General features: G+C 59.1%; 29 protein-coding genes and 2 tRNA genes. 22 read left to right on the top strand and 9 right to left on the bottom strand.

The features are described 5' to 3' along the window. Positions 1-97 precede the first annotated feature (97 nt). From ubiU to ACOYNV_RS09305, 7 genes are all read left to right on the top strand, one after another. A complete protein-coding gene (ubiU, locus tag ACOYNV_RS09335) occupies positions 98-1,111 on the top strand; it encodes a ubiquinone anaerobic biosynthesis protein UbiU (RefSeq protein WP_422899493.1) in 1,014 nt (337 codons plus the stop codon). 75 nt (positions 1,112-1,186) lie between these two features. After that, on the top strand, positions 1,187-2,101 hold the full coding sequence (locus tag ACOYNV_RS09330; RefSeq protein ID WP_422899492.1) for a U32 family peptidase: 915 nt from the start codon (positions 1,187-1,189) through the stop codon (positions 2,099-2,101). A gap of 65 nt (positions 2,102-2,166) precedes the next feature. Further along, positions 2,167-2,640, top strand: a complete 474-nt coding sequence (gene ubiT / locus ACOYNV_RS09325; protein ID WP_422899491.1) for a ubiquinone anaerobic biosynthesis accessory factor UbiT — start codon at positions 2,167-2,169, stop codon at positions 2,638-2,640. A gap of 210 nt (positions 2,641-2,850) precedes the next feature. Then, positions 2,851-4,155, top strand: coding sequence for a phenylacetate--CoA ligase family protein (locus tag ACOYNV_RS09320; RefSeq protein WP_422899490.1), 1,305 nt, complete (start codon positions 2,851-2,853; stop codon positions 4,153-4,155). After that, positions 4,155-4,571: an ACT domain-containing protein gene (locus ACOYNV_RS09315; RefSeq protein WP_422899489.1), complete on the top strand. Its 417-nt coding sequence runs from the start codon at positions 4,155-4,157 to the stop codon at positions 4,569-4,571. The genes ACOYNV_RS09320 and ACOYNV_RS09315 overlap by 1 nt, the downstream gene beginning before the upstream one ends. A gap of 30 nt (positions 4,572-4,601) precedes the next feature. Continuing rightward, a tRNA-Arg gene (locus ACOYNV_RS09310) sits at positions 4,602-4,678 on the top strand. A 215-nt stretch (positions 4,679-4,893) separates the two neighbouring features. Beyond that, a complete protein-coding gene (locus tag ACOYNV_RS09305; RefSeq protein ID WP_422899488.1) occupies positions 4,894-5,922 on the top strand; it encodes a class I SAM-dependent rRNA methyltransferase in 1,029 nt (342 codons plus the stop codon). 69 nt (positions 5,923-5,991) lie between these two features. On the opposite strand, the gene ACOYNV_RS09300 is transcribed toward ACOYNV_RS09305, so the two are convergent. After that, positions 5,992-6,156, bottom strand: coding sequence for a hypothetical protein (locus tag ACOYNV_RS09300; RefSeq protein ID WP_422899487.1), 165 nt, complete (start codon positions 6,154-6,156; stop codon positions 5,992-5,994). A 130-nt stretch (positions 6,157-6,286) separates the two neighbouring features. Between ACOYNV_RS09300 and ACOYNV_RS09295 the strand changes: the two genes are divergently transcribed. After that, complete coding sequence (locus tag ACOYNV_RS09295; protein WP_422899486.1) at positions 6,287-6,790, top strand: hypothetical protein; 504 nt, start codon at positions 6,287-6,289, stop codon at positions 6,788-6,790. Between the two features lie 56 nt (positions 6,791-6,846). Then, positions 6,847-7,683, top strand: a complete 837-nt coding sequence (locus ACOYNV_RS09290) for a PA4780 family RIO1-like protein kinase (RefSeq protein WP_422899485.1) — start codon at positions 6,847-6,849, stop codon at positions 7,681-7,683. Between the two features lie 246 nt (positions 7,684-7,929). Here the strand turns inward: ACOYNV_RS09290 and ACOYNV_RS09285 are convergent, their stop codons facing one another. From ACOYNV_RS09285 to ACOYNV_RS09255, 7 genes are all read right to left on the bottom strand, one after another. Continuing rightward, entirely contained in the window at positions 7,930-8,427 is a 498-nt protein-coding gene (locus ACOYNV_RS09285; RefSeq protein ID WP_422899484.1) for a formate dehydrogenase subunit gamma, read from the bottom strand. A gap of 83 nt (positions 8,428-8,510) precedes the next feature. After that, positions 8,511-9,812: a c-type cytochrome gene (locus ACOYNV_RS09280; protein ID WP_422899483.1), complete on the bottom strand. Its 1,302-nt coding sequence runs from the start codon at positions 9,810-9,812 to the stop codon at positions 8,511-8,513. A gap of 221 nt (positions 9,813-10,033) precedes the next feature. Further along, positions 10,034-10,504 carry a hypothetical protein gene (locus ACOYNV_RS09275; RefSeq protein ID WP_422899482.1) on the bottom strand — a complete coding sequence of 157 codons (471 nt, stop codon included), beginning with the start codon at positions 10,502-10,504 and terminating at the stop codon, positions 10,034-10,036. A 34-nt stretch (positions 10,505-10,538) separates the two neighbouring features. Next, positions 10,539-11,129 carry a NapC/NirT family cytochrome c gene (locus ACOYNV_RS09270; RefSeq protein ID WP_422899481.1) on the bottom strand — a complete coding sequence of 197 codons (591 nt, stop codon included), beginning with the start codon at positions 11,127-11,129 and terminating at the stop codon, positions 10,539-10,541. A 30-nt stretch (positions 11,130-11,159) separates the two neighbouring features. After that, positions 11,160-11,504, bottom strand: coding sequence for a c-type cytochrome (locus tag ACOYNV_RS09265; RefSeq protein ID WP_422899480.1), 345 nt, complete (start codon positions 11,502-11,504; stop codon positions 11,160-11,162). 383 nt (positions 11,505-11,887) lie between these two features. After that, entirely contained in the window at positions 11,888-12,538 is a 651-nt protein-coding gene (locus tag ACOYNV_RS09260; RefSeq protein WP_422899479.1) for a response regulator, read from the bottom strand. Beyond that, positions 12,538-14,595 carry a cache domain-containing protein gene (locus tag ACOYNV_RS09255; protein ID WP_422899478.1) on the bottom strand — a complete coding sequence of 686 codons (2,058 nt, stop codon included), beginning with the start codon at positions 14,593-14,595 and terminating at the stop codon, positions 12,538-12,540. The genes ACOYNV_RS09260 and ACOYNV_RS09255 overlap by 1 nt, the downstream gene beginning before the upstream one ends. A gap of 209 nt (positions 14,596-14,804) precedes the next feature. Here ACOYNV_RS09255 and ccmA point away from each other — a divergent pair, with 209 nt between their 5' ends. The 13 genes from ccmA to ACOYNV_RS09190 all read left to right on the top strand — a co-directional run bounded on the left by ccmA (position 14,805) and on the right by ACOYNV_RS09190 (position 25,207). Next, positions 14,805-15,431, top strand: a complete 627-nt coding sequence (ccmA, locus tag ACOYNV_RS09250) for a cytochrome c biogenesis heme-transporting ATPase CcmA (RefSeq protein WP_422899477.1) — start codon at positions 14,805-14,807, stop codon at positions 15,429-15,431. Between the two features lie 148 nt (positions 15,432-15,579). Next, the gene (gene ccmB / locus ACOYNV_RS09245) at positions 15,580-16,248 is read left to right on the top strand and encodes a heme exporter protein CcmB (RefSeq protein WP_422899476.1); all 669 of its coding nucleotides are present in this window, start codon (positions 15,580-15,582) and stop codon (positions 16,246-16,248) included. Beyond that, complete coding sequence (locus ACOYNV_RS09240; RefSeq protein WP_422899475.1) at positions 16,248-17,006, top strand: heme ABC transporter permease; 759 nt, start codon at positions 16,248-16,250, stop codon at positions 17,004-17,006. Before ccmB ends, ACOYNV_RS09240 begins: the two co-directional genes overlap by 1 nt. A 3-nt stretch (positions 17,007-17,009) precedes the next feature. Next, a complete protein-coding gene (ccmD, locus tag ACOYNV_RS09235; RefSeq protein ID WP_422899474.1) occupies positions 17,010-17,207 on the top strand; it encodes a heme exporter protein CcmD in 198 nt (65 codons plus the stop codon). 3 nt (positions 17,208-17,210) lie between these two features. Continuing rightward, complete coding sequence (gene ccmE / locus ACOYNV_RS09230; RefSeq protein WP_422899473.1) at positions 17,211-17,690, top strand: cytochrome c maturation protein CcmE; 480 nt, start codon at positions 17,211-17,213, stop codon at positions 17,688-17,690. A 231-nt stretch (positions 17,691-17,921) separates the two neighbouring features. Next, a complete protein-coding gene (locus tag ACOYNV_RS09225) occupies positions 17,922-19,913 on the top strand; it encodes a heme lyase CcmF/NrfE family subunit (protein WP_422899472.1) in 1,992 nt (663 codons plus the stop codon). 9 nt (positions 19,914-19,922) lie between these two features. After that, complete coding sequence (locus ACOYNV_RS09220; protein WP_422899471.1) at positions 19,923-20,507, top strand: DsbE family thiol:disulfide interchange protein; 585 nt, start codon at positions 19,923-19,925, stop codon at positions 20,505-20,507. A gap of 113 nt (positions 20,508-20,620) precedes the next feature. Then, positions 20,621-21,064, top strand: coding sequence for a cytochrome c-type biogenesis protein (locus tag ACOYNV_RS09215; RefSeq protein WP_422899470.1), 444 nt, complete (start codon positions 20,621-20,623; stop codon positions 21,062-21,064). After that, on the top strand, positions 21,064-22,299 hold the full coding sequence (gene ccmI, locus ACOYNV_RS09210) for a c-type cytochrome biogenesis protein CcmI (RefSeq protein ID WP_422899469.1): 1,236 nt from the start codon (positions 21,064-21,066) through the stop codon (positions 22,297-22,299). Before ACOYNV_RS09215 ends, ccmI begins: the two co-directional genes overlap by 1 nt. An 18-nt stretch (positions 22,300-22,317) precedes the next feature. Beyond that, a complete protein-coding gene (locus tag ACOYNV_RS09205; RefSeq protein WP_422899468.1) occupies positions 22,318-22,659 on the top strand; it encodes a zinc ribbon domain-containing protein YjdM in 342 nt (113 codons plus the stop codon). Between the two features lie 92 nt (positions 22,660-22,751). Then, positions 22,752-23,393, top strand: a complete 642-nt coding sequence (locus ACOYNV_RS09200; protein ID WP_422899467.1) for a c-type cytochrome — start codon at positions 22,752-22,754, stop codon at positions 23,391-23,393. A 257-nt stretch (positions 23,394-23,650) separates the two neighbouring features. Next, the gene (locus ACOYNV_RS09195; protein ID WP_422899466.1) at positions 23,651-24,046 is read left to right on the top strand and encodes a hypothetical protein; all 396 of its coding nucleotides are present in this window, start codon (positions 23,651-23,653) and stop codon (positions 24,044-24,046) included. 171 nt (positions 24,047-24,217) lie between these two features. After that, the gene (locus ACOYNV_RS09190) at positions 24,218-25,207 is read left to right on the top strand and encodes a hypothetical protein (RefSeq protein ID WP_422899465.1); all 990 of its coding nucleotides are present in this window, start codon (positions 24,218-24,220) and stop codon (positions 25,205-25,207) included. 110 nt (positions 25,208-25,317) lie between these two features. Here the strand turns inward: ACOYNV_RS09190 and ACOYNV_RS09185 are convergent. Further along, a tRNA-Arg gene (locus ACOYNV_RS09185) sits at positions 25,318-25,392 on the bottom strand. Between the last annotated feature and the right edge of the window lie 131 nt (positions 25,393-25,523).

Raw genomic sequence — 25,523 nt, 5'->3', positions numbered from 1 at the left:
TTAAAACCAACCCGGAAAACCGCCCCGAAATTGATGAAAATCATGCGGTTTGGGCGCCCGCTCGCTATACTTGCGGCTTCGAACCAAGAGAATTTCCATGCAGTACCTGAAAATACCCGAACTTGTTTGCCCTGCCGGCAGCCTGCCTGCGCTCAAGACGGCGGTCGATCATGGCGCCGACACGGTCTATCTCGGCTACAAGAACGACACCAACGCGCGCAATTTCGCCGGCCTCAACTTTGACCAGAAGGCGATGGTCGAGGGCATCCGCTACGCCCATTCGCACGGCAAGCACGTGCTGATGGCGATCAACACCTTTCCGCAGCCGGGGCGTGAAGCGGACTGGCACCGGGCGGTGGATGGCGCGGCCGATCTGGGCGTCGATGCGGTCATCCTGGCCGACATCGGGCTGCTCGACTACGCCTGCAAACGCCACCCCGATCTGCGTCTGCACCTTTCAGTGCAAGGCTCGGCGACCAGCTATGAAGCGGTGAATTTCGCCCATCGCGAGTTCGGCGTGAAACGTGCCGTGTTGCCGCGCGTGCTGACGCTGGCGCAGGTTGAGCAGGTAATCAATAACACGCCGGTCGAAATCGAGGTCTTCGGCTTCGGCAGCCTGTGCGTGATGAACGAGGGCCGCTGCTGGCTCTCCTCCTACGCCACCGGCGAGTCGCCCAACACTGTCGGCGCCTGCTCGCCGGCCAAATACGTGAAATGGGAAAAGTCGCCGGGTCAGATGTCTACGCGCCTTAACGGCATCCTGATCGACCGCTACGGCGACGACGAGTCTGCCGGTTACCCGACGCTATGCAAGGGGCGCTTCGAGGTCAACGGTGAAACCTATTACGCGATGGAAGAACCGACCAGCCTGAACGTACTTGAAATTCTGCCGGAGATTGCCCGCATCGGCATTTCGGCGATCAAGGTCGAAGGGCGGCAGCGCAGCCCGGCCTACGTCGCACAAGTCACCCGAACGCTGCGTGCAGCGCTGGATGCGCTCGCCAGCGATAGTGAGCGCTACCACGTGAAGCCGGCCTGGCAAGCCGATCTGGCCAAGGTTTCCGAAGGCAACCAGGCAACCCTCGGTGCTTACAATCGGCCATGGCGTTAAGTTCTTGAAGCGCACAAAGCGCAGAGTTTTCTCTGTATTTCCCGAAGTGATTTTCCTGTCGAAAAAGGTTTATCCATGAAACTTGCGCTCGGCCCACTGCTCTACTTCTGGCCGAAACACGAAGTGCTCGAATTCTATGCCGAGATGGTGCAGATCGACGCCATCGACATCATCTATGTCGGCGAAGTAGTTTGTTCGCGTCGTCAGCAATTGCGCGTGACCGACTGGATCGCCTTGGCGCGCGACTTGTCCGACGCCGGCAAGGAAGTCGTCGTTTCCGCGCAAGCCCTGCTCGAATCGGAAAGCGATCTCAAGGCTTTGCGCCGCCTGATTGATGAGGGCGGCTGCAAGGTCGAGGCCAACGATCTGGGCGCGGTGAATATTGCCGCCGGACGCCCGTTTGTCGCCGGGCCGCATCTGAACATCTACAACGAAGCGTCGCTGGCGACTTTCGTCCGCTATGGCATGCAGCGCTGGGTGCCGCCACTGGAAGCCGATCGCCGGCTCATCGAAATGCTGCACAAGAGCCGTCCGGAAGGTATCGAGACCGAGGTCTTCGTTTTTGGCAAGCTGCCGCTGGCCTTCTCGGCGCGCTGCTTCACCGCCCGCCATTACGACCTGAACAAGGACGATTGTCAGTTCAAGTGCCTGGATCACCCCGAAGGGATGACGCTGAAAACGAGGGAAGGCCAGCCTTTCCTGGCCATCAACGGCATCCAGACGATGTCGGCACAGACCTATAACCTGCTCGCCGAAGTGCCCGAGATGCTGAAAATGGGCATCGACATCCTGCGCATCAGCCCGCAACCGGCACACATGCCCGCCATCATCGCGGCTTTTGATGCAGCGCGACGCGGCGAAATTGTGCAGCCCGACACCACCGGCTGGGCGGCCGAAGGCATGGTCGATGGCTACTGGTTCGGCGAACCCGGAATCAACACGCACCATCAGGCGGCGCTCGCCCAGTTGCAGATGGCACAGCAGCAGTGACGCGAAATAATTGACACCAAGGTAATTGACACAAGGTAATTGACACCACTCCAAGGAGTTTGAACATGTCCGAAAGCTTCCTGAAATCGTTCAGCATTCCCCGCTTCAAGCTCCCGAGCTTCGTTTCTGCGATCGGTAACAAGTTGCCGCAATGGCCACATTCTCTGGTCTTGACCGCCGCCCTGAATGCCGTGGTCAAGATGAAGCTGTTACCGGAAGACAGCCTTGAACTGCTTGAAGGGCGCAGTTTCCTCGTCGATGTGCTCGATACCGGTGGGCGCGCCTGCTTTACCTATCGCGGCGGCCTGTTCCGCCCGCTGTTCAGCCTGCCGGCAACGCCCGACCTCACGTTCAGCGCCAACCTGTCGGCCTTCCTGCAACTGATGGCCCGTCAGGAAGACCCGGATACGCTGTTCTTCAACCGCGAGCTCTCCATCGAGGGCGACACCGAACTCGGTCTCATCGTCAAGAATATGCTCGACGCGGTGGAATGGCCGGAACTGCCGAAGTTTCCAAAAATCCTCTCTTTTCGAAACTAATCCAGCGCTACTCCAAATAATGGACTTCTCTGGCCCACCCGTTTCCCTCCCTTGCAGGGCGCATTCCGGCTTGGCAGCCGGAATCGCTCGATTGGCGCGGAGCCATGCTCCGCGAATTCCCAACCTCGCCCCCCTCCCCTCTCCCGGAGGGCGAGGGGAGGTTCGAGAGTCGCTGGCGCGACTTTTACACTAACTCAGGAGTTCAGCCGCATGCCCATCTGGAACAAGGAAGTCGAGTGCGCCTCAAGCGAGGCGCGAACGAAACTGCAACTGGAGCGGCTGCAAGAAACGGTTGAGCGGGTGTACTCCCGCGTGCCGTTCTACCGCGAGCGGCTCGACCGGGCCGGCGTCAATCCCGATTCGATCACCTGCCTGAAAGACATCGCCAAGCTGCCGTTCACCAGCAAGGACGATCTGCGGCAAACCTACCCCTACGGCCTGCTGGCCTGCAAACAGGCCGATCTGGTCGAGATCCACACCTCGTCGGGCACCACCGGCACCCCGGTGGTCGGCGCCTACACCGAAGCCGACATCGACATGTGGTCGGACGTCATGGCGCGTACGCTGTCGATGGCTGGCTGCGTGAAGGGCGACACGGTGCAGAACGGCTACGGCTACGGCCTGTTCACCGGCGGTCTTGGCGTGCACTACGGCACGCGCCGCATCGGCGCCAACATCATCCCGATTTCGTCGGGCAATACCCGGCGCCAGTTGATGATCATGCGCGACTTCGGCACCACGCTGCTGACCTGCACGCCCTCCTACTCGCTGTTCCTCGCCGAAGCCGCGCTGGAGGAAGGCATCGACTTCCACGAACTGCCGCTCAAGGCCGGCTGCTTTGGCGCCGAACCGTGGAGCGAGAACATGCGCGTCGAGATCGAGAGCAAACTCGACATCAGCGCGCACGACATCTACGGCCTGACCGAGCTGATCGGCCCCGGCGTGGCCTCGGAATGCGAGCACAAGAACGGCCAGCACTTCAACGAGGATTATTTCTATCCCGAGATCGTCAACCCCGAAACCGGCGAAGTCCTGCCCGACGGCGAGAAGGGCGAACTGATCATCACCAGCCTCAAGCGCGAGGGCACGCCGCTGCTGCGCTACCGCACGCGCGACATCACCTACCTGATGCGCGAACCTTGCGCCTGTGGCCGTACCTCGGTTCGTATCCATCGGCTGCTCGGGCGTACCGACGACATGATGATCATTCGCGGCGTCAACTGCTTCCCGTCGCAGATCGAGAACGTGCTGATGCGCATCGAAGGTACGCAGCCGCACTACCAGATCATCATCGACCGCGGCGCCACGCACCTCGACGAGATCGAGATCAAGGTCGAGGTAGAAGAAGCCGTCTTCTCCGACGTCACGCGCACCATGGAGCGGCTGAGAAAGCGCATTCACGACGAACTGAAGAGCGAACTGGGCATCAGCGCCCACATCAAGCTGGTCGAGCCGCGCTCCATCCCGCGCAGCGAAGGCAAGGCCCAGCGCATCATCGACAAGAGGAGCATCTGATGATCATCAAACAGATTTCCACCTTCATGGAAAACAGCACGGGTCGGCTGGCCGACATTACCGCCCTGCTGGCCAAAGCCGGTATCAACCTGCGCGCCATCTCGATCGCCGACACCACGGATTTCGGCATCCTGCGCATGGTCGCCGACCAGCCCGATGCCGCCGTCAAGCTACTCAAGGATGCCGGTTTCACCGCCCGCGAAACCGACGTAATTGGCGTCGAAGTCCCCGATCACCCCGGTGAATTGGCCCGCATCATGGCCCTCTTCCGCGACGAAGGCGTCAACATCGAGTACCTGTATGCCTCGCTCGAACACAAGGAAGACAAGGCGGTAATCGTGCTCAAGGTCGACGACATCAACGCTGGGCTGGCGATGCTTGAAAAGCACGGGTTTTCGACGATTCCGACCTTTTGATTGTTTTCGTCAGCATCTGAATAGTCAAAACCGCCCGTAGCTCATTTGGATAGAGCGCTTGGCTTCGAACCAAGGGGTAGGCCGTTCGATTCGGTCCGGGCGGACCAGAATATAGTATAATGAACAACCGCTTAGGCACGAGTGCGGTTTGAATGATTTTCTCTATGGTTCGTCGGCGCTACCGTGGTGCTTCGCTCGGTGTCGCGCTCGCCTGACGCATTCAGGCGAGCAGACCGTTGTTGTGGCCTGTATCATGTCGCACCCTGCCACCAAGGCGGAAACTCCGGCGCAGTCAACCCCGGCTCGCCACTGAGGAATCAAGATGCCTGCTAATTTCAACGCGAATTTGACCAATCTCCTGGCTGCCGCTCTTTCTGCGCGCCAGCCCCTGATTGAGCAACTGCACGCCGAACAAACCAACGCCTACCGTCTCTTTCATGGCAGTGTCGAAGGGGAACCGGGGCTGACCGTTGATCGCTATGGCGACGCGCTGCTGGTGCAAACCTTTCACCGCTCGCTGGTGCCGGATCAACTGGCGGCGATCGAAGCTTTCTACGCCAGTGCATTTCCAGGCCTGCTGGTGTTCTATAACGACCGCAGCCAGTCCAATTCCAGAATATCGAATGCGCTACCGCCCGAGCAGATTGCCACCGCCCATGAGTTGAGCCAAATTCAGGAGATGGGTGTCAATTACCGCTTTCAGGCGCGCCATGCCGGGCAGGACCCGTGGCTGTTCCTCGATATGCGTGCCGGGCGTCGCCGCGTGATGCAGGAAATCGCCAAAAAATCGCTGCTCAACGTCTTCGCCTACACCTGCGGCGTCGGCATTGCCGCCGCCAAGGCCGGTGCGCGGCACGTAGTGAATGTCGATTTTTCCGAATCGAACATCGCCATCGGCAAGGAAAATGCGCGTATTAACGATCTGCCGATTCGCGTGCGCTTCGTCAAGAGCGACGCCTTTGCCGCCCTGCGCCAGTTCTCCGGGCAGGGGCAAGCGCAGATGGTGCGCGGTAAACGCATGCCTCCCTTTCCCAAACTGGAGCCGCACCAGTTCGATGTCGTTTTCCTTGACCCTCCGCGCCACGCAATAAGCCCGTTTGGCGTGGTTGATCTGGTCAATGACTACGCCGCTTTGTTCAAGCCGGCGCTGTTGTGCACCGCAGAAGGCGGGACGATGATCTGCTGCAACAATGTCGCCGAAGTCGAGCGCGAGGCTTGGCTGGACCTGCTCGAACGTAGCGCGCGCAAGGCTGGGCGCGGAATTCGAGAAGTCGAGTGGATCGCTCCAGAGGCTGATTTCCCCAGCCGCGACGGGCAAGCGCCGCTAAAGATTGCGCTGCTGCGGGTTTGATTCACCGAGCTTGCCCGTCGAGGCTGGCGAACTGATGGGCATGCCCTGAAAATTCCTGACGCAAACCGGTCAATCAAGGTGGTGGATTTGTACGATCACTGGTTGTTGCAGTGGTTCGCCGGGGTGCCTGGACATTGCATAAGGCACGGTCAGAAACACCAGGGTCATCGTCACAAAAATCACACTGACGAATTTCTGAAACGGGCTGGCGGTGATTGTCTTTTGGGTTTTCATTGGATTTATCCTTTGTTGATTGAACAACTCCAGTTTAATGCGCTGACATTAATTGGCGCTGAACAGCCACTGTTCCGGGTGCATTGAGGAACGCCAACTTGCGACACGCGTCGGGAAGTACAATTCGCCCATGAAATCGAACGAGACAAACGCAGAGATTGAGTCAGACACCCCCGCCGCAGTGAATGAGCCCCGACTGTGGATCAACAACGGGTGGACCGCCCGCGTCATCAAGAATGAAGACGATGAAGGCTGGGCCGTGGAGATGATCAAGGACGGCGAACCAGAACCGGCACTGGTCGGCCCGTGGACCATGGGGCGTGACAAGAAGAACCCGAAGCCGCTTGACGTCTCGGCCTTCAACACACTGGTCAAGACCGCCGCGGAAGTCCTGCGCCGTCATGAGCAGCAACTGCACGCTCAGCACCATAAGAGCATCACCGTGAGCACCCAGTCCGGGCGAATCAGCGTCACGCTCGACATCGTCCCCGACGAAGATGATCCTCACGCCCTGCTGGCCGCACACGACGCCCTCGGCGAAGCGCTGGCGCAACTGCGCGTGGCGCCTGGGTTCAAACTGAGCATGGCCAGCGCGAGCGCATGGATCGAGGATGACTTCCGCAAGCCCCGCTGAACCTTTCGCGCATTTTTCAGAACGACCCACCCAGCAAACGAAAACGTAACGAACACATGAAAACCCCGAAAAGACTCGTCCCACTCGTCGAAGAAGGCCTCATTGACGAGGTGGTTGGCCAATTGATGAGCGGCAAGGAAGCCACCGTCTACGTTGTTCGCTGCGGCGAAGCCATCCGCTGCGCCAAGGTTTATAAGGAAGCCAATCAACGCAGCTTCCGCAAGAATGCTTCCTACCAGGAAGGCCGCAAGGTAAAAAATAGCCGGCAGGCGCGCGCCATGGAAAAAGGCAGCCGCTATGGTCGCAAGATGCAGGAAGAAGTCTGGCAAAGCGCCGAGGTCGACGCCTTGTATCGGCTTTCCGCCGCCGGGGTGCGGGTTCCGCAGCCGCACCTTTGTTTCGAGGGGGTGTTGCTTATGGACCTGGTGGTCGATACCGAGGGCCATGCGGCACCGCGGCTCAACGATGTCGAACTGAGCGAGAGTCTGGCGCTGGAATTTCACGCCATGCTCATCAACCAGGTGGTGCGCATGCTGTGCGCCGGCATCATTCACGGCGATCTTTCGGAATACAACATCCTGGTCGGCGAAGGTGGACCGGTCATCATCGATTTGCCGCAAGCCATTGATGCCGCCAGCAACAGCAACGCCGCCGAAATGTTCGAGCGCGACGTGATCAACCTGAGAACCTACTTCAGCGCCTTCGCCCCGACCCTAAAGGACACCCAGTTCGGCAAGGAAATCTGGGCGCACTTTGAAAGCGGTTTGCTGACCCCGGAACTGGCCCTGACCGGCCACGTTGTACTCGACGAACGACTTGCCGACGTTGACGCCGTTCTGCTCCAGGTCGAGATGGCCATCAAGGAAAATGAAATTCGCCGCATGTGCGAGTAAGCCTTTTCCTCACGGGCGGCCACTTGACTGTGTTTCCCATGTTACGTCTGCCTTCTTCCAGGCATGCCGCCACCATTAAGATGAAGCAAATGAAACGGGGCATCTGTCGCCGAGGCACACAACGGAGTGGGACGGTTTGCTGACGGCCAAGGCTTGTTGAATGGCCCCCGGCGGCTAATTCCTTGCGAGCGAACTGGCACCCGGGAATTCCGGGCGCCGCCTGCACCACATTCTCCTGATACAAGCTTAGAAGCTCGTAAAGAATCTCACCCCCACCAGCGTCAGCAGGGTCAGACCGATCACGATCAAGGTGAAGCCAAGAACCTTCGAAGCTTTCGTCATCGGCTGCGACGGTGCATCGACCAGATGCTTCTCCAGTTCACCCGAATCCAGCAGGCGCTGATACTCCAGCGGATGATCGCGTTTGTACTCCTCCAGCGGAACGGTGCCAGTGAACATCACCAGTTCCAGTGGGAATTTGTCCGGACGGAAGTGGTTGTTGAAGAAATGCACGGTGAACAGAAAGACCACCGCCAGGAAGGCTTCTTCACCGTGGAAGATAGCCGCCACGTTGAACACCCAGCCGGGCAGGTACTGCGCCGTCAACTGCGGCAGCCACATCATCAGGCCACTGACGCCGATGATCGTCACTCCCCAGAACGGTGCCCAGTAGTCGAACTTCTCCCAGTAGGTCCAGCGGTCGAACACCGGCCGTGGCGTCATGCCGAAGAACCACTTGAACATGGCGATGATGTCAAAAAATGCATGAGCCTGAAAACCTCACCACAAAGGTGAGCCGCTGAGGTTTTCAGGTTGATTAGCCAAAACTATCGCGTATCAGGTAACTCCTGCACATGCGCCAGAATGTCGATCAGCAATTGAAAATCAAGTTCTCGTAGCGCCGGCATCTTTTCGTCAGGATGGCCGTTGAGGATCGTATGCAGGCTTCCCCATGGGTTCGCTCTGACCAGGCGTCCAAGCGGTGGCGTGGCCATGCGCCGACCATCTGTGGTGTGGCACCCTGCGCAGATGCTGCGAAAATACGCTTTGCCCCGCTCGGGGTTGCCGCGCATACGCAGGCTCTGGCGATCAATCGCGCTATCCATGTCAACTTGTCCGAAACTGACGAAATTCGCCAGATCCTGCAAGTCGCGCGCCTTCAGCACGGCGCCAAATTGATGCGTCGCGTTGCGCAGGACCGCCTCGACTCGAGCCGGGTCGGCATTCGCCATGTCACGAATCCCCTTGATGCCCGTCGCATGGCGCCCGCTGGCGTAGTAGCCCTGGCTGCCTTGATAGTCCCAGCCATGGCAGGCCGTACAGCGCCAGGTCAATGATGCGTCGTTGACATAGAAAGCAGTTTTTGGGTAGGCCGGATGCGGCAATGACTGTTTGCGTGCACCCACCTCGAACTGCCAGTCGTCGTATAAAAGGCCGCCGTGGGCGATCGAGGCTGGAAGATTCAGCTTCGGCAGAGTTTGCAGGAATGACAGCATCTGTGCCGCGACATTCGTCCCCAGCGCGCTTAGCGCCGGCATGCCGCCACCGGGATGGCCGTTGATGATGACATGCAGAACCGCACTCGGACGCTGCCGCGCGGCATCGCCGAGCGGCGACACCGTGCGCAATTTGCTACCGTCGAGACCATGGCAGGTGGCGCAGATCGTACCAAAGTACTTCTCGTAGGTCAGCGTGGCTGCCTTTGAAAGCGGCGCCGACGAAATGACGGATTTCATGTCGGTCTGTCCGTGGGTAACAAAGTTAGCCAAGTCGAGCAAGTCTTTATCCCGAATGATTTCATTGTATTGGTGGGTGGCATTTTTCAACACCGCGACGATGGCTGCCGGATCATCGCCGTGGCGACTGCGGATGCCGACGATGCCGTGCTTGCCCTTGTAGTCCCACCCGTGGCATTCCTTGCAGCGCCACGTATCCGCCGCCGGGACACCGCCAATGCTGGCGGGGAAGGACGGGTGTGGCTCGCTCGGGAGCCTTTCCTTCGATTCCTGGCTCCAGTCGTCGTACAGACGACCTCCGCGGACGATGGATACTTCGTCGGCAGCGACTGACACCCCTGAAGCAAGACTGCCGATTAACGCCGCCAGAGCGGCCAACAGCAACCGTTTCATACCTATTCCTCCGAGTACCCCGTTATCTGCGAACGCTTTTGAGCATCGGGAGATTAGAACTGGAACTAGCGCAACAATCGACATTTTTTATGGTTTGTAGCTGACTGGTCATCTGTATAGAAGACTGTGTTTGTGCCATTTCTCCGGCCTGCCAAGCGTACTGGCCATCTTGAGCAGCCCTTGGAAGACTGGATTTCGGAGAAAGCGGGCATTGAAATAGATCAATACTTGAGTTGCAGTTTGTCCAGTTGTTCTTTCGTAATGCCGGGTACGTCGCCCCGCTTCGCCCAACGATTCAGGTTCCAGGCTTCCTCACCCACCCACGCCTTGACTATCTTGAGATTGGCTGCACGCTGCTCATCGGTTTCGCCAAGGTTCTTGTACATATTGCCCGGCTTTTTATCCGCATTGCTGGACCCATCATCCAGGCGTCGCATCAGTGCCCCCGTGTCGGGCCAGCCAACCAATATAAGCAACGTTTCATAGGTGCTGGTGCGCGGGCCCAACTTGTCTTTCTTGTACCGTTCCTTGTCCAGATCAAACTCGGCCAGTGTGGGCGCATCGTCACCATGGCATTCACCGCACTGAGCCTTGATCAGTGGTTTGATGTCATTGCGATAGGTTACATCGGCGGCGATGGCAGGGATAACGAACGTCGCGCAAGCCAGTGTGGCTAAGAGTTTCAGTTTCATGGTTTTACCCTCTAACTCAGTTTGAAAAGTTGAACTACTCGGTTTTGCTGGCTTTTGGGAACAACTCTTGCGGCCCAGGCCCGTCTGGCTCTTGATGCGCGATTCCAAAGTGACAATCAATACAGGTCAGATTCTCGGCCTTGGCCTTGGCATGCCGCGTTTGCGCTCTAGGTGTTTGCAAATCGGTACTCATCTTGTCTGCGTTGTGGCAGTTTCGGCATTCAATCGAATCGGTTTCCTTCATGCGTTTCCAGACATGCGTCGCCAATTCGTAGCGCTTGGCTTCGAACTTCTCCCGGGTGTTGATTGAGCCTGTAATGAAGTGGTGGTAAAGATCGCCGGTGGCCTGGATTTTGCGCAAGATGAGACCCACTGGCTGACGTGGGACGTGGCAGTCGGTACAAATGGCCCTTACCCCGGTACGGTTCTGATCGTGAATCGTCCCCTTGTACTCGGCGTAAACATTATTTTTCATTTCATGGCAATTAATACAAAACTCTTCTGTACTGGTGAAGGCCAGACCGGCAGCGCCGCCAATAACCAGCGTAACTGAGGCGATGAAACCCAGTACGGCGAGTCCGAGGACCAACTTCCAGCGCGCGCGCAATTTTTGCAATAGATTCATGACGACGGTCCCGGTTCGGCAGGCTCCCGCTTAGCGCGACAAAATGTAATTAATCAGGTTCTTTATTTCTGCGTCGTCCTTGGATTTGACAATTTGGTGATCTTCTTCAACATCGTCAATCTTGATCTTGGGGCCGGTGGTGATGTGCTTGAAAACTTTGGCCTCGCCATCGGCTTTGCCTTTGTATTTGGCGGCCGTTACTTTGAATGACGGGCCGTCTTTTTTCTTGTCAACCGAGTGGCACTTGGTGCAATTGCTCTTTTTCGACAAGGCCTCGGCAGCCGTTTCATCAACGGCAGCCCCCGCCATCGTGGAAAACAGAAGTGCTGCGACAGAGGCGGCGAGCAGAGCAGGATGAGCAGACCGAAATTTCATTGTTACTATTCCTTAGCAAAGATGGGGAACACAGCGTTCCCTTGTCTCAAGCCACCCCTTGAGGGCTGGCCCGACTTCGAATTCTAAGGAATTTTTCATCGCCTTAATATCAGTAAGGGGATGATAAAAGGCATAGGATAATTCCTATAGCGGTCATTGTTTATCGCATCCGGCACGGAAAAATCTTGTACTTAGTCCGTGGTATATGCTTCAAAGCCTGATGGATAGGCGATCTACAAGTTATATGCTTGTAGATGCCGGTATTTATTGGCTTTTATTGACGATAGTCTGTAGAACGCCATTTGGCGAGGCTCGCAGCGATTGGCATTGAAAGTCTGAATGCCTTAAGAGGATTGCTGATCGGTCTGCCAAGTGGCCGGATTTCAGAATTCGGCGGGGTCGGCCAAGCCGTGAGCCACGGCGTAGCGTATGAGTTCGGCGCTGTTGGCCAGATTCATCTTGTGCAGGGTGTGGGTTTTGTGGGTGCTGATGGTCTTGACGCTGAGCGAAAGTTCGGCGCCTATTTCGGTCAATCCCAGGCCCTTGACCAGCATGTTGAAAACCTGAAACTCCCGGTCCGACAGCAGGGTATGCGGCAAAGTCTCATGGGCCGGGCGGATACCGCGCACCATCATTTCCGCCACTTTGTCGCTGATATAAACGCCGCCGGAGGCTACCCGCCGGATCGCGGCCACCAGCAATTCGCCGTCGCTCTCCTTGGTCAGATAACCCTGGGCGCCGGCCTGCAGCGCACGCACGGCGTATTGTTCTTCGTGGTGCATGCTGAGGACAAGAATGGGAAGCTGGGGCTTTTCATCCTTGATCATGTGGATCAGTTCGAGGCCGCTACGCCCGGGCATCGAAATATCGAGGACCAGCACATCCCAATCCTTCTCGCGCACCAGTTGCATGAGTTCCAGACCATTGGCCGCCTCGCCGGCGACGACCAGGTCATCGGTATCGGCCAGGATCTGTTTCAAGCCGTCGCGAATGATGGCGTGATCGTCGGCCAGCAAAACCCTGAATTTTTCCATCACTGCCCTTCTCGTATTTTACCTGAGGGTACGACAACCTCGACCAGCGTGCCTTCGCCAGGAGCAGTCGTCAAGGCGAACTGCCCGCCCAGAATCTGCACACGCTCGCGCATTCCGACCAGACCGAGGCCACCACGCGTAGCGGCATCCAGCACAAAACCAGCGCCGTCATCGCTGATCGATAAAGTCCAGCCGTCGTCCCGGAAGCCAAACCGGACTTCCACCTTCGTTACTCCCGCATGGCGTGCGACGTTGGTCAGCGACTCTTGCAAAACCCGGAAGAGAACCGTCGCTGTGGGGTCACCCCGTTGCGGATCGTCGTCAGAAAGAACCAGCGCAACGGGCAAGCCGGTACGCGCCGAGAACTGATCGACGTACCAACTGGCGGCGGCGGCAAACCCGAGGTCGTCGAGCACCAGCGGCCGCAACTCGGAGGAAATGCGACGCACAGAGGCAATCGTCTGGTCGATCTGCCCCTTGATCGAACCGACCTTGCTCACCAGCACCTGCTGTTCAGCCAGCAGACGCCCACCGAGCCACGACACTTCCATGCGGATACCGGTGAGCAACTGGCCCAACTCGTCGTGCAACTCGCGGGAAATCCGTGCCTGCTCTTCCTCGCGAACATTTTGCAGGGAAGCCGACAGTTCCTTGAGTTGACGGTTGGTTTCCAGCAACTCGCGTTCGGCGCGCTGGCTTTCTGTCAAATCCCGGAATACGGCGGTGAGCAGAATTTCGCCACGGAAGGTCGTCGTCGACAAGCTCAATTCCACCGGGAACGGCTGCTCATCGCGCAACAATTCAACGCTGCCGAGCAGCGCCATACCAGCCGGCGACCGCCAGCCTTCTTCCAGATAGCTCAAAAGGCTCGCCAGTTGCGGCTGGTGCAGGCAACGCGACAACAACGCCCCGATCTCGCTGCCTATCGCTTGGTCGGCCTGGATGCCGAACATCTGCTCGGCAGCGCCATTGAACAGGACAACGCTTCTTGCAGAATTCATAGTCACGATGGCGTCCCGGACCGATTGCACCATCTGCCGCAGTTGATCGTCGTTTTCCTTCAGCGATGACTCCAGAAGGCTTTTACGCAAGAGATTTCTGGCCATCAGGAAGGTCGCCAGCAACACGAAGAGAACGACCAGGATGGCACTGGCGGCGATCGGGCGCGCCACGCGGTGCCAGGGGGTCAGGGCATCGTCTTCATCGACGGCGACACTGATCACCAAGGGGTATTTGGCCACCTGATGGTAGGCGACGTAGCGCTTTCCCCCGGCCAGGGCTTCGCTATCCATCACCACATGGCCAGCCGGATGGTCAAGCAATTCCTTCAAGGCGGCAGGATTGGCGTCCAGCTTGGCGAACATCGCTTCGTTATGGGGCTTGCCGGCGAGGAGTATTCCTTGATGATTGAGCAGCAGGATGCGCGTGGCAAACTCCATCGTGATGTTCTCGTACAGCGATTCGAAATACTCGATGTTGATCGATGCCACCAGAACGCCGCGTAACTGCCCCGAGACATCGAGCAGACGAACACTGACGTAATACGCCCATTGACCATCGACGCGCGCCTTTTCGGGCCGGCTGATGAATATCTCGTCGCTTCCGCCATCAACGAAGTGACTGAAAAACTCCCTGTCAGCCATCGACAGATTCCGAATGAAATCCGCCCGCGATGAATTGACGCCAAGTCCCTGGTTATCAATCAGAAACAGGGATTTGACCTGCGGCAAACCGGCGATGCGCGCCTGCAACAACAGGCGGACAGGGTCGCTGTCGAGCTTGAAACCACGGCCAATGTCATCGGAAAGGCGTTCCCTGGCGCCACGCATCATCAACACCACGCCGTCGAAGGTGCGCGCCGTCTGGTCGGAGAGAATTTCGCCCAGACTGATAATCTCGCCCTCGGCATGATTCAGCTCTTTCTGGCGTAGATCAACAAGTACCACCGTGGCCGAAATGACCGTCGCCAGGATCATCACCAATGACAGCAAGAGCACCGCCTTTACCGACGGGCTCGACCTCAGGATACCGCGCAGGCCAATCGCTCGAAAAACCAAACTGCTCCCTTCCAGACACCCATGACCCGGTGGGCCAAATCAGCAGGTGGAGCGCTATTTTGCGCTGCTGCCACGTCACGAACTGTCATCTTATCACCCGCTCAGAGCGCCTTTTCCTTCATTTTCTTTGACTCTGATCAATCCCCGGCTAAACTTGCGCCTGCACAATTCGCCATCGGCAATTTCCTATCTCCTTGGTTTCCCCCGGCATGCTCGAAGTCTCCAACCTTGAATGCGTTCGCGGCGAACGTCGCCTGTTCGCGGGCGTCGGGTTTCGGCTGGACGCCGGCGAGATGCTTTATTTGCAGGGCACCAATGGCTCCGGGAAAACCAGCCTGCTGCGCATGCTCTGTTCGCTGTCTCCAGCAGAGGAAGGCGAGATTCGCTGGCGTGGCGAGTTAATCGGCAAGCTCGGCGAGGACTATCGCCGCGAGTTGTGCTATCTCGGACACCACAACGCCATCAAGGAAGAACTGACGCCGCTGGAAAACCTGCTGGCCTCGGCCAGGCTGGCCGATGAAACCCTCGAAGAAGGCGCGGCACTTGACGCGCTGGAGATGGTCGGTCTGGCCGGGCGCGAGGATCTGACCTGCCGCTACCTGTCACAGGGGCAGAAACGCCGTGTCGCCCTGGCGCGGCTGGTCAATGAGCGGCGCGCGCTGTGGATACTCGACGAACCCTACGTGGCGCTGGATAGCGCCGCGGTCGAGCTGGTCGCCGGATTGATCGGTGCGCATCTGCAACGCGGCGGACTGGCGGTGCTGACCACGCATCAAGCGGTTGCGGTCGCCGCGGCAACGGTTCGCGAACTGGTACTCGAAGGCAGTCGCAAATGATTTCAAAACCCACCGCAGAGACACGGAGGCGCAGAGCTTGCACAGAGAAAACAGATCGAGATCAAAGAGTTTCCTCTGCGTTTTCTCCGCGCCTCTGCGCCTCTGCGGTAGGGTTTAGCCGTTTTTTCACGATTTCTGAGCTAAGCGGATGCTGAACCTCATTTGCGCCATCATCAGCCGCGATCTTCGCCTGGCCATGCGTCGCCGGGCCGACATCGTTTCGGCGCTGTTCTTTTTCATCATCGTGGTCAGCCTGTTTCCGCTCGGCGTCGGCCCGGAGCCGGAGTTGCTGCGCAAGCTGGCGCCGGGCGTGCTGTGGGTGGCTGCCCTGCTCGCCACCATGCTCTCGTTGCCGCGCCTGTTCGCCGACGACCATCGCGACGGCACGCTGGAGCAATTGGCACTGGCTCCGCAGCCGCTGGGCCTGATCGTACTCGGCAAGGTGCTGGCCCACTGGCTGGTTTCGGGTCTGCCACTGGCCTTGCTGGCGCCGGTGCTGGGCCTCCAGTTCGACCTGTCCACCGATGCCCTGTGGGTGCTGACCTTCTCGCTGCTGATCGGCACTCCCGCCTTGTCCGGCATCGGCGCCATCGGGGCGGCGCTGACGCTGGGTGTACGCGGCGGTGGCGTGCTACTGTCGCTGCTGGTGCTTCCCCTGTATATTCCGGTTCTTATTTTTGGTGCTGGTGCGGTCGATGCAACCGTGACCGGACTCGGGGCGCAAGCCCATCTGTCGCTGCTTGGCGCATTGACCCTGGGCGGCGTCTTTTTTGCCCCGTGGCCCACGGCGGCCGCCTTACGGATAGCTTTGGAATAATGAGTAACGCAACGATCAACTGGTTCAAGTTCGCCAGCCCGCAAGCCTTCTACCCGCTCGCCGGCAAGATGATTCCGTGGTTCTGGGCGCTGGCTGCCCTCTTCGGCATCGCCGGGCTGTACGTAGGATTTCTGGTGGCGCCTACCGACGCCCAGCAGGGCGAGGGTTACCGCATCATCTTTCTGCACGTGCCGGCTTCGTGGATGTCGATGTTCATCTATCTGGTCATGGCTTTCTGGGCCGGGCTGGGGCTGGCCTTCAATTTCCGCCTGTCGGGCATGATGGCCTCGGCGCTGGCGCCGACCGGCGCGCTGTTCACTTTCCTGTCGTTGTGGACCGGCGCGCTGTGGGGCAAGCCGATGTGGGGCGCCTGGTGGGTGTGGGATGCGCGCCTGACTTCGGAGCTGATCCTGCTCTTTCTCTACGTCGGCTTCATCGCCCTGCAGTCGGCGATTGACGACCCGCGCCGTGCCGACAAGGCCGGTGCCATCCTGGCGCTGGTCGGCGTGGTCAACATTCCGATCATCTATTTCTCGGTGAAGTGGTGGAACACGCTGCATCAGGGCTCGTCGGTCAGCCTGACCAAATCGCCCTCGATGGCCATGACCATGCTCCTCGGCATGCTGCTCTGCGCCCTGGCTTGCTGGATGTACGCTATCGCCGTAGCGCTGATGCGGGTGCGCACCATCATGCTGGAGCGTGAGCGACACACCGACTGGGTGCGTGCCGAGTTGTGCGAATTGACCGGCGAGGATTAGGGCATGTACTGGAACAGCTTTTCCGATTTTCTGGCCATGGGCACCCACGGCATCTACGTCTGGGGCTCGGTCGGTGTCATGGCCATCGCGATGATTCTGGAACCGGTTCTGCTGGTTCAGGGTCATAAGAGCCTTGTGGCTCGTCTCAAGCGCCAGTTCCGCGCCGAGAAAATCGATCGCACAACCCAACCCCGAAGGTAAGCCTTGAAAACACGTCACAAGCGTATCGCGCTGATTCTCGGCGGCCTCGCCGTTCTCGGCCTCGTCGTCACCCTGGTACTCAACGCCTTCCAGAGCAATCTGGTGTTCTTCTTCTCACCGACGCAGGTGGCCGCAGGCGAGGCGCCCAAGGGCAAGTCATTCCGCATTGGCGGCCTGGTCAAGGAAGGCACGATCAAACGCGAAGCCGACGGCGTCACCATGCGCTTTGTCATGACCGACACCGAGAAGGACATGATCGTCGCCTACAAGGGAATCCTCCCCGACCTGTTCAAGGAAGGCAAAGGCGCGGTGGCCCAAGGCAAACTCGGCGATGACGGCGTTTTCATCGCCAGTGAAGTGCTCGCCAAGCACGACGAGAACTACATGCCGCCAGAAGCCACCAAAGCCATCGCAGACGCTCAAGAGCGGGCTGCCGCGAACAAGGCGGCGTTGGAAGCAACTTCCAAAACGGTAAAGCAGTGAAGAGCTTGTGAAAATATCAAAAATCCACCGCAGAGCCGCAAAGGCGCAGAGGAAACGCAGAGGAACCCCATTGTTTCTAAAGGTTTTCTCTGCGAAACCTCTGCGCCTTTGCGGCTCTGCGGTGGGGGCCAGGTGTTTTTTCGCAGCCTCTGAGCATTCCAAGAGAGGGAAGTCATCACTCGGTGCGACTCCTTACTCTTCACTCTTCACTCCTCACCAGGCTACAAACCAATGATCCCCGAAATCGGACACTTCGCTCTCATCGTCGCGCTTTGCGTGGCATTCGTAGAAGGCATCCTGCCGCTGGTCGGCGCTCACCAGCAACGGCCGGGATGGATCGCACTGGCGCGTCCGGCCGCAATGGCGCAAGCCTTGCTGATGGCGGTGGCTTTTGCTTGCCTGATCACCGCCTTCGTGCAGAACGATTTTTCAGTCGTCTATGTGGCGCAGCATTCGAATACCTTGCTACCGCTGGAATATCGCGTGGCCGCGGTGTGGGGCGGGCACGAAGGTTCGCTGCTGCTGTGGGTGGTCATGCTGTCCATGTGGACGCTGGCCGTCGCCGTCTTCTCGAAGCAGTTGCCCGACCACATGACCGCCCGTGTCATCGGCGTGCTCGGCCTGGTCACAGCCGGTTTCCTGCTCTTCATCCTGATCACCTCCAACCCCTTCGATCGCCTGCTGCCGGGTGCCGAGGAAGGACGCGACCTCAACCCGCTACTGCAGGATCCCGGCCTGATCATCCATCCGCCGATGCTCTACATGGGCTATGTCGGCTTCTCGGTGGCCTACGCCTTTGCCGTCGCCGCCCTGCTCTCCGGCCAGCTTGACGCCGCCTGGGCGCGCTGGTCGCGGCCATGGACGACTGCCGCCTGGATCTTCCTGACGCTGGGCATCGCGCTCGGCTCGTGGTGGGCTTATTACGAACTCGGCTGGGGCGGCTGGTGGTTCTGGGACCCGGTGGAAAACGCCTCGTTCATGCCGTGGCTGGTCGGCACCGCGCTGATCCACTCGCTGGCGGTCACGGAAAAACGCGGCAGTTTCAAGAACTGGACGGTGCTGCTGGCCATCTCCGCCTTCTCGCTCTCGCTGCTCGGAACCTTCCTCGTGCGCTCAGGCGTGCTGACCTCGGTGCATGCCTTTGCCACCGACCCGCGCCGCGGCATCTTCATCCTCGTTTTTCTCGTCGCCGTGATCGGCAGCTCGCTGGCACTATTTGCCTGGCGGGCGCCCAAGGTCGGCCTGGGCGGGCGGTTTTCCCTGCTCTCGCGCGAATCGCTGCTGCTCACCAACAACGTGTTGCTGGTTGTCGCTTGCGCCTCGGTCTTGCTCGGTACGCTCTATCCGCTGCTCATCGACGCCCTCGGCGCCGGCAAACTGTCGGTTGGCCCGCCTTACTTTGATTCCGTCTTTGCGCCGCTGATGATCCCGGCCCTGTTCCTGATGGGGGTAGCGCCATTTGCCCGCTGGAAGCAGGCGAGTTTCGGCGAACTGGCGCGCACCTTGCGCTGGGCCTTTGTCGTGGCGGCCGTGGTTGGCATTGTGGCGCCGTTCTTTTTCGGCGAATGGAAACCGCTGGTCGCTTTCAGCCTGCTGCTGGCCGCGTGGATCGTTCTTTCGGGATCGCTCAACTTTGTCGAGCGCGTGCAATCGACACGTGCCGGCCAGTCCTTCCTGGCCGCCGCGCTGAAGCAGCCGCGCAGCTTTTTCGGCATGCATACGGCGCACGTCGGCATTGCCGTCTTTGTTGTCGGCGTCACCATGGTCAATGGCTATCAGGCCGAAAAGGACGTGAAGATGGAGGTCGGCGACACCGTTGCCGTCGGCGGCTACACCTTCCGCTTCAATGGCGTCAGGCAGGAAAAGGGGCCGAACTACATGGCGCTGGTCGGCGACGTCGATCTGCTCAAAGGCGATAAAGTGCTCCGTAAAATGAATCCGGAGAAGCGAAACTACGTTTCGTCTTCGATGCCGATGACCGAAGCGGCGATCGACACCGGCTTCCTGCGCGATGTTTACGTCTCGCTCGGCGAGCCGATCGACAAGGCCCATCCGGATGCCGCCTGGGCCGTGCGTGTCTATCACAAACCCTTCGTGGACTGGATCTGGGGCGGCTGTGTCTTGATGGCGCTCGGCGGCCTGCTGGCCATTACAGACCGCCGCTACCGCATCAAATCGCGCGCTGCGGCCAGTGTTGCCGTGCCACTGGCCCAGAAAGCGTAAGGACATTTCATGAACCGTTTTCTCTGGCCGTTGATCGGCTTTGTCGTTCTCGTTATCCTGCTCGCCGTCGGGCTCAACCTCAATCCTCGCGACGTGCCGTCGCCGCTGGTCGGCAAGCCGGCACCGCTGTTTTCACTGCCGAAGCTGGATGCCCCGGAGCAGAATTTCTCGCCGAAGGACATGCTGGGCAAGGTATGGCTGCTCAACGTGTGGTCGACCTGGTGTGTGTCCTGCCGGCAGGAGCATCCGGTGCTGGTCGAAATCGCCAAAAGCAAAACGGTGACGCTGATCGGCCTCAACTACAAGGAAGTGCGTGGCGATGGCGGGCTGGATTCGGACAAGATGGCTCCAGACGCCGAGAAGAAGCTGGCGCTTCAGCGTTCCAACGCCTGGCTGAAACAGCACGGCAATCCTTACACCCTCTCTGTGCTTGACCTCGACGGACGCGTCGGCATCGACTACGGTGTTTATGGCGTTCCGGAAACCTACATTATCGACAAGGCCGGGATCATCCGCATGAAGCATACGGGCCCGATCAGCCCCGATGTGTTCTCCGGCAAGATCCTGCCGCTGGTTGCGGAGTTGAGCAAATGAATTACTCAAACAGCAACCGCAGAGACGCAGAGCCACAGAGGATTCGCGGAGAAAAGCAGTTCTCCTGGTTTTCTCTGCGTCGTCTCTGCGGCTCTGCGGCTCTGCGGTGGATTATGCTTTTTATTCTGTTCACCGGCGCCGCTATGGCCAAGGAGGCCGCGCCGCTGGAAACGGACGAGGCCACCGAAAATCGCCTGGTGGCGATCTCCTCCGAGTTGCGCTGCCTGGTCTGCCAGAACGAATCGCTGTCCGGTTCCCACGCCGAACTGGCGATTGATCTGCGCCGCGAGATCCGCACGCTGATCAAGGATGGCAAGAGCGATAGCGAGATCATGGAATTCATGGTCAGCCGCTATGGCGATTTTGTGCGCTACCGGCCGCCGCTCAAGGGAACAACTCTGCTGCTGTGGTTTGGCCCGGCCCTGCTTTTTGTCGGCGCCCTTGGCGCACTGGTTCTCTACCTGCGCCGCCGCAACAAGGCCATCAAGGACACGCCACTCAGTGCCGCAGAGCAGCAGCAGGCCGATCGCCTGCTCAACGTCAAAGAACCTCAATAATGACTCCCATCACTGTTTTCATCCTCGCCGCCGCCCTGCTGGTGGTCGCCGCTCTGGCCATCATGCTGCCGCCGCTGTTGCGTGGTGCCAAACCCTCCAGCGCGATTGACCGACGTGAAGCCAATCTGGAAATATTCCGTGATCAGCTGAGCGAACTCGAGCGCGATCGCAGCGAAGGCTCGCTGGCCGAAGCCGATTTCGAACAGGCCCGGAGCGAATTGCAGCGCCGCCTGCTCGAAGAAGTCCAGCCCGAGGCCGTCGCCGTAACTCAGCAAGGAAAGGGTGGGCGCAAGACGGCACTGGCCCTGCTCATCGCCATTCCGCTGGCCACGACTGTCGGCTACCTGATGCTCGGCAACCCGCGCGCCCTTGATCCGCTGCAGACCCAGGCGCGCATGAGCACGCCGCAGATCGAGGAAATGCTTGGCAAGCTGGTCGACCAGCTCAAGACCAATCCAGACGACACCAAGGGCTGGGTCATGCTGGCTCGATCCTACAAGGCGCTGGGGCGTTTTGCCGAATCAGCCGAGGCGTATAGCCACGGCGGCGCACTGCTCGACGCCGAGCCGGTGCTGCTGGCGGACTACGCCGAGGTGCTGGCGCGAGTCAATGGCGGCAGTTTCAAGGGCAAACCGGACGAACTGATCGCCAGGGCGCTGAAGATTGACCCGAACGAACCGCAGGCGCTGTTCCTGGCTGGTGCGGCGGCAACCGACCGCAAGGACTTTTCTGCGGTTGCCGATTACTGGGGGCGGCTGCTGCTGCAACTCGAACCCGGCTCGGAAGAGGCACGGTCGGTGGAAGGAGCGGTAGCCAAGGCACGCGAGATCGTCGCGCAGAGTGGCGTCAAGCCGGGCAAGAAAGCCGTTGCCAGCGCCGTAGCCGTCGGTGCTGAATCGATCAGCGGCGCAGTGACGATCAGCGGCAATATCGCTTCGCAAGCCAAGCCCGAAGACCTGCTCTTCGTTTTTGTACGCGCCGAAGAAGGCTCGCGCATGCCGCTCGCCGTGGTGCGTACGCAGGTGGCGAACCTGCCACTGACATTCCGCTTTGACGATTCAATGGCCTTGCCCGGCGGCAAGAAGATTTCCGACTTCAAGACGGTCAACATCGAAGCGCGTGTAGCCAAGTCCGGCCAGGCGCAAAGTTCAAGCGGCGACCTCATCGGCAGCCTCAAGAGCATCAAACCCGGCAGCAAGAACATCAAACTGGTGATTGACCAGGTTCAGCCCTGACCCCCCTTGAAAGACACCATGTCCACTGTCCCCGCCTGCCCTCAATGCACCATGGAAAACACCTACCCGGACGGCGACAACTACGTTTGTGCCGATTGTGGCTTTGAATGGCCGCTGGTGGGAACTGGTGAGATTGATAGAGACACTTCGGCAACCGTAAAGGACGCCAACGGCAATGTGCTGTCCGACGGCGACGCCGTGGTGCTGATCAAGGATCTGAAGGTCAAGGGTTCGTCGATCACCCTCAAGGTTGGCACCAAGGTCAAAAGCATCCGTTTGGTGGGGGGTGACCACGAGGTGGACTGCAAGATGGACGCCGGCAGCTTCATGCTGAAAGCGTGCTTCCTGAGAAAAGCCTGATACGCTGAATTCACGCCATGGGCAAAGGTTTCTGCTGCATTGGACTATCCTTTTCTGGTAAATTGACAAACATCGCAACTTGAGAGAACTCCATGAATCGTCAACCGCTAGTATCCATTTTTTCCAGGCGCACTATCTCTGCGGCGTTGATCACTGTGCTCTTCGGCCTTCCCGCAATAGCACTGGCGGCCGGAGCGCCGGAACGTTCCGGCAAGGAAGTCTTTGAGGCCGTCTGTGTTACCTGTCATGGCCCCGGCAAGGACGGTGCGCCACGCATGGGCAATGCCGCCGAGTGGTCCCCGCGTGCCGCGCAGGGCCTGAATTCGATAACGCGCAATGCCATTACCGGCGTCGGGAAAATGCCGGGGCACGGTGGGCAGGGCGCGCTGACCGATCTGGAAATCAGCCGGGCAGTTTCCTACATGGTGAGCGGCGGCGCGGCAACTGACCCGAACAAGGCTTACAGTTCGCCCCAGCAAATAACCGGCGAGGAACTGGTCAAGACGCATTGCCAGAATTGTCACGCCAGCGGCATGGACGGAGCCCCGCGTATCGGGAATTTGACCGACTGGGCACCACGCCTGAATAAGGGCCTTGATGTCCTCGTCCAGTCGTCCATTCGTGGACACAAGGCCATGCCGGCGCGCAGCGGCATGAACAACCTGAGCGATGCCGACATGAAGGCCGCCGTTTCCTACATGGCCAATCAGGCCACGGCCAATTCGTTGAAGTGAGTGACGGCACCCTATAGCCGGCCCAAAGCGGCTTGAAGAAAAAACGGGTTGGATCGCTTCGATCCTATCCGTTTTGTTATTCGAACCCATGGTTTCTGACTCCGTTGAACGCACATGCGCTGCAAGCCAATGAATACGGACACCTTCAGGCTATGCATCGCAAATCATCAACAAATCGCTCTTTTCCATAATGCCGCCAAGGTTGCCATCGCTATCCGGCATTCTGCGGCGAGTATTCATCTGCCGGACTCAAGCTGATGCCGATTGTTCGTACTGCCTGTTCTTGTCACCGCTGCGGACACCAGTTGTCCGATCAGGAAATTGCCCGAGCGCATTTCCTGAAAAAGTGCCCTGCCTGCAGTGAGGCGATAGCGCTCAATGCGCCGGGCGCCCTTACCCGGACTCGGGGCGCCACGGCGACAGGATTAGCCGGGATGGTGCTGGGCCTGGGTGCATGTGTAGCAGCGCTGACCGCGTTCGGCATCAACGAGAGCAGATTGAATGCCTGGCCGGCGGAATGGCAGGGCGGGCTGGCCGTGGCCGTCGTTGCAACGGGGTCGCTGGTCGCCTACCTTTTCCAGCGGATACATGTGACCAAAGTGCTCAATAAAACGCGCCAGCAGTTGAATACCGAAGGGCTGCTCGCGGACTGATTCAGCCAGGTCTGGCGTTTTTCCTGGATCACCTTCGCCGCCTCTTGCCGCTTGATCGGCGGACTTTGCCGGTTGTTGCCGCATTGTTTTCCTGATGCCTTGATTGTTCGATCCTCCACGCGATGGCACGCGCCTTGCGACAGCTTGTTTCCCTAGACGAGCAAGGAGCGAATGATGAAGATCGAACAGTCCGCCGTGACGATGAATGCCGGTCACACGTTATCCAGTGAATACGCAGTAAAAGTCGATTTCGAAATCAGCTTTCGCAGCGTATTCGACGGAGTCTCACAGGCCGGGGAGTTGCCCCCTGTCAGCGCCAGCAGCGGAGCAGACCGGGAAACCCGGGTGTTGATGATGCTTGAAGACTTGATTGCGCGCATGCTGCAGTTGCTTTCCGGCCCCCAGGATGCGCAGGTGACGGATCTGCGCGAGGTATTGAAAACGGATACGGCGGCGTTACCGGAAAAAAGCGCCGGCCATCCGGCGCGGGTTGCCGAGATGGAATGGAAGCGCGAGGTAACCGAGACCATCCGCGAACACGAAAGCACTGATTTCGCCTCAACGGGGAAAATCCGGACGGCGGATGGCCGCTCACTCGACTTCAAACTCGAACTCGCCATGTGCCGCGATTTCGCGTGCGAACGAAAGGCAATTGAAAGCGGCAAGGTGGAGTTACGCGACCCGCTGCTCATCAACTTTGACGGCAAGGCCGCCGAGCTTTCGGGGAAGCGTTTCGAGTTTGATCTCGACGCCGACGGCAAGACCGAATCGATCACTGGCCTGGGCAACAGCAGCGGCTATCTGGCCATCGACAACAATGCCGATGGCCGCATCAACGATGGCAGCGAACTGTTCGGCACCCGCTCCGGCAAAGGCTTTGCCGACTTGGCGAAGCTCGATGGCGACGGCAACCACTGGCTGGACGAAGCTGACCCGGCCTTCGACAACCTGCGTATCTGGCAGCGCAATGCCGACGGCCAGGATAGCCTGAGCAGCCTGCGCGACAAGGGCATCGGCGCGCTCTATCTGGGCTCGACGGAGACGCCCTTCTCACTCACCGACACCGACAACCGGGTGCTCGCTCAAATCCGCGCCAGCGGCATCTACCTGCGTGAAGACGGCGGCGCGGGATCGCTCCAGCAGGTCGATCTGGCGGTTTAACAAGCGCTGGAGAGCACCGGCGCAACTCATCGATAGCGTAATCGTTGAGGTCAGAGTCCTTCGCATGGAAAAAGGGCACTTCCGGAGAAGTGCCCTTTTTCATGTGTGGCTGGTGCGCCCGGCAAGAATCGAACTTGCAATAAAAGTTTCGGAAACTCTCGTGATATCCATTTCACTACGGGCGCGATGAGGGGGTGAAGAATAGCCGGTTTGCTTCACGGCGTCCATCCTGACAAGGCACAAGACGGATGATATGCCTGTGCTGACAAATCTCGCCCCATTGGAGCCACCGAATCGCGGCCTAATGGTGCCAGCG

It is taken from the genome of Propionivibrio sp. (assembly GCF_049316945.1).
GTDB lineage: Bacteria > Pseudomonadota > Gammaproteobacteria > Burkholderiales > Rhodocyclaceae > Propionivibrio.
This window is presented reverse-complemented; position numbering and strand designations above follow the sequence as displayed.

What these genes read in the sequence shown, in the direction of transcription:
- ubiU (WP_422899493.1), top strand. Translation starts at nt 98, where the DNA reads ATGCAGTACCTGAAAATACCCGAACTTGTTTGCCCTGCCGGCAGCCTG.
- ACOYNV_RS09330 (WP_422899492.1), top strand. Translation starts at nt 1,187, where the DNA reads ATGAAACTTGCGCTCGGCCCACTGCTCTACTTCTGGCCGAAACACGAA.
- ubiT (WP_422899491.1), top strand. Translation starts at nt 2,167, where the DNA reads ATGTCCGAAAGCTTCCTGAAATCGTTCAGCATTCCCCGCTTCAAGCTC.
- ACOYNV_RS09320 (WP_422899490.1), top strand. Translation starts at nt 2,851, where the DNA reads ATGCCCATCTGGAACAAGGAAGTCGAGTGCGCCTCAAGCGAGGCGCGA.
- ACOYNV_RS09315 (WP_422899489.1), top strand. Translation starts at nt 4,155, where the DNA reads ATGATCATCAAACAGATTTCCACCTTCATGGAAAACAGCACGGGTCGG.
- ACOYNV_RS09305 (WP_422899488.1), top strand. Translation starts at nt 4,894, where the DNA reads ATGCCTGCTAATTTCAACGCGAATTTGACCAATCTCCTGGCTGCCGCT.
- ACOYNV_RS09300 (WP_422899487.1), bottom strand. Translation starts at nt 6,156, where the DNA reads ATGAAAACCCAAAAGACAATCACCGCCAGCCCGTTTCAGAAATTCGTC.
- ACOYNV_RS09295 (WP_422899486.1), top strand. Translation starts at nt 6,287, where the DNA reads ATGAAATCGAACGAGACAAACGCAGAGATTGAGTCAGACACCCCCGCC.
- ACOYNV_RS09290 (WP_422899485.1), top strand. Translation starts at nt 6,847, where the DNA reads ATGAAAACCCCGAAAAGACTCGTCCCACTCGTCGAAGAAGGCCTCATT.
- ACOYNV_RS09285 (WP_422899484.1), bottom strand. Translation starts at nt 8,427, where the DNA reads ATGTTCAAGTGGTTCTTCGGCATGACGCCACGGCCGGTGTTCGACCGC.
- ACOYNV_RS09280 (WP_422899483.1), bottom strand. Translation starts at nt 9,812, where the DNA reads ATGAAACGGTTGCTGTTGGCCGCTCTGGCGGCGTTAATCGGCAGTCTT.
- ACOYNV_RS09275 (WP_422899482.1), bottom strand. Translation starts at nt 10,504, where the DNA reads ATGAAACTGAAACTCTTAGCCACACTGGCTTGCGCGACGTTCGTTATC.
- ACOYNV_RS09270 (WP_422899481.1), bottom strand. Translation starts at nt 11,129, where the DNA reads ATGAATCTATTGCAAAAATTGCGCGCGCGCTGGAAGTTGGTCCTCGGA.
- ACOYNV_RS09265 (WP_422899480.1), bottom strand. Translation starts at nt 11,504, where the DNA reads ATGAAATTTCGGTCTGCTCATCCTGCTCTGCTCGCCGCCTCTGTCGCA.
- ACOYNV_RS09260 (WP_422899479.1), bottom strand. Translation starts at nt 12,538, where the DNA reads ATGGAAAAATTCAGGGTTTTGCTGGCCGACGATCACGCCATCATTCGC.
- ccmA (WP_422899477.1), top strand. Translation starts at nt 14,805, where the DNA reads ATGCTCGAAGTCTCCAACCTTGAATGCGTTCGCGGCGAACGTCGCCTG.
- ccmB (WP_422899476.1), top strand. Translation starts at nt 15,580, where the DNA reads ATGCTGAACCTCATTTGCGCCATCATCAGCCGCGATCTTCGCCTGGCC.
- ACOYNV_RS09240 (WP_422899475.1), top strand. Translation starts at nt 16,248, where the DNA reads ATGAGTAACGCAACGATCAACTGGTTCAAGTTCGCCAGCCCGCAAGCC.
- ccmD (WP_422899474.1), top strand. Translation starts at nt 17,010, where the DNA reads ATGTACTGGAACAGCTTTTCCGATTTTCTGGCCATGGGCACCCACGGC.
- ACOYNV_RS09225 (WP_422899472.1), top strand. Translation starts at nt 17,922, where the DNA reads ATGATCCCCGAAATCGGACACTTCGCTCTCATCGTCGCGCTTTGCGTG.
- ACOYNV_RS09220 (WP_422899471.1), top strand. Translation starts at nt 19,923, where the DNA reads ATGAACCGTTTTCTCTGGCCGTTGATCGGCTTTGTCGTTCTCGTTATC.
- ACOYNV_RS09215 (WP_422899470.1), top strand. Translation starts at nt 20,621, where the DNA reads ATGCTTTTTATTCTGTTCACCGGCGCCGCTATGGCCAAGGAGGCCGCG.
- ccmI (WP_422899469.1), top strand. Translation starts at nt 21,064, where the DNA reads ATGACTCCCATCACTGTTTTCATCCTCGCCGCCGCCCTGCTGGTGGTC.
- ACOYNV_RS09205 (WP_422899468.1), top strand. Translation starts at nt 22,318, where the DNA reads ATGTCCACTGTCCCCGCCTGCCCTCAATGCACCATGGAAAACACCTAC.
- ACOYNV_RS09200 (WP_422899467.1), top strand. Translation starts at nt 22,752, where the DNA reads ATGAATCGTCAACCGCTAGTATCCATTTTTTCCAGGCGCACTATCTCT.
- ACOYNV_RS09195 (WP_422899466.1), top strand. Translation starts at nt 23,651, where the DNA reads ATGCCGATTGTTCGTACTGCCTGTTCTTGTCACCGCTGCGGACACCAG.
- ACOYNV_RS09190 (WP_422899465.1), top strand. Translation starts at nt 24,218, where the DNA reads ATGATGAAGATCGAACAGTCCGCCGTGACGATGAATGCCGGTCACACG.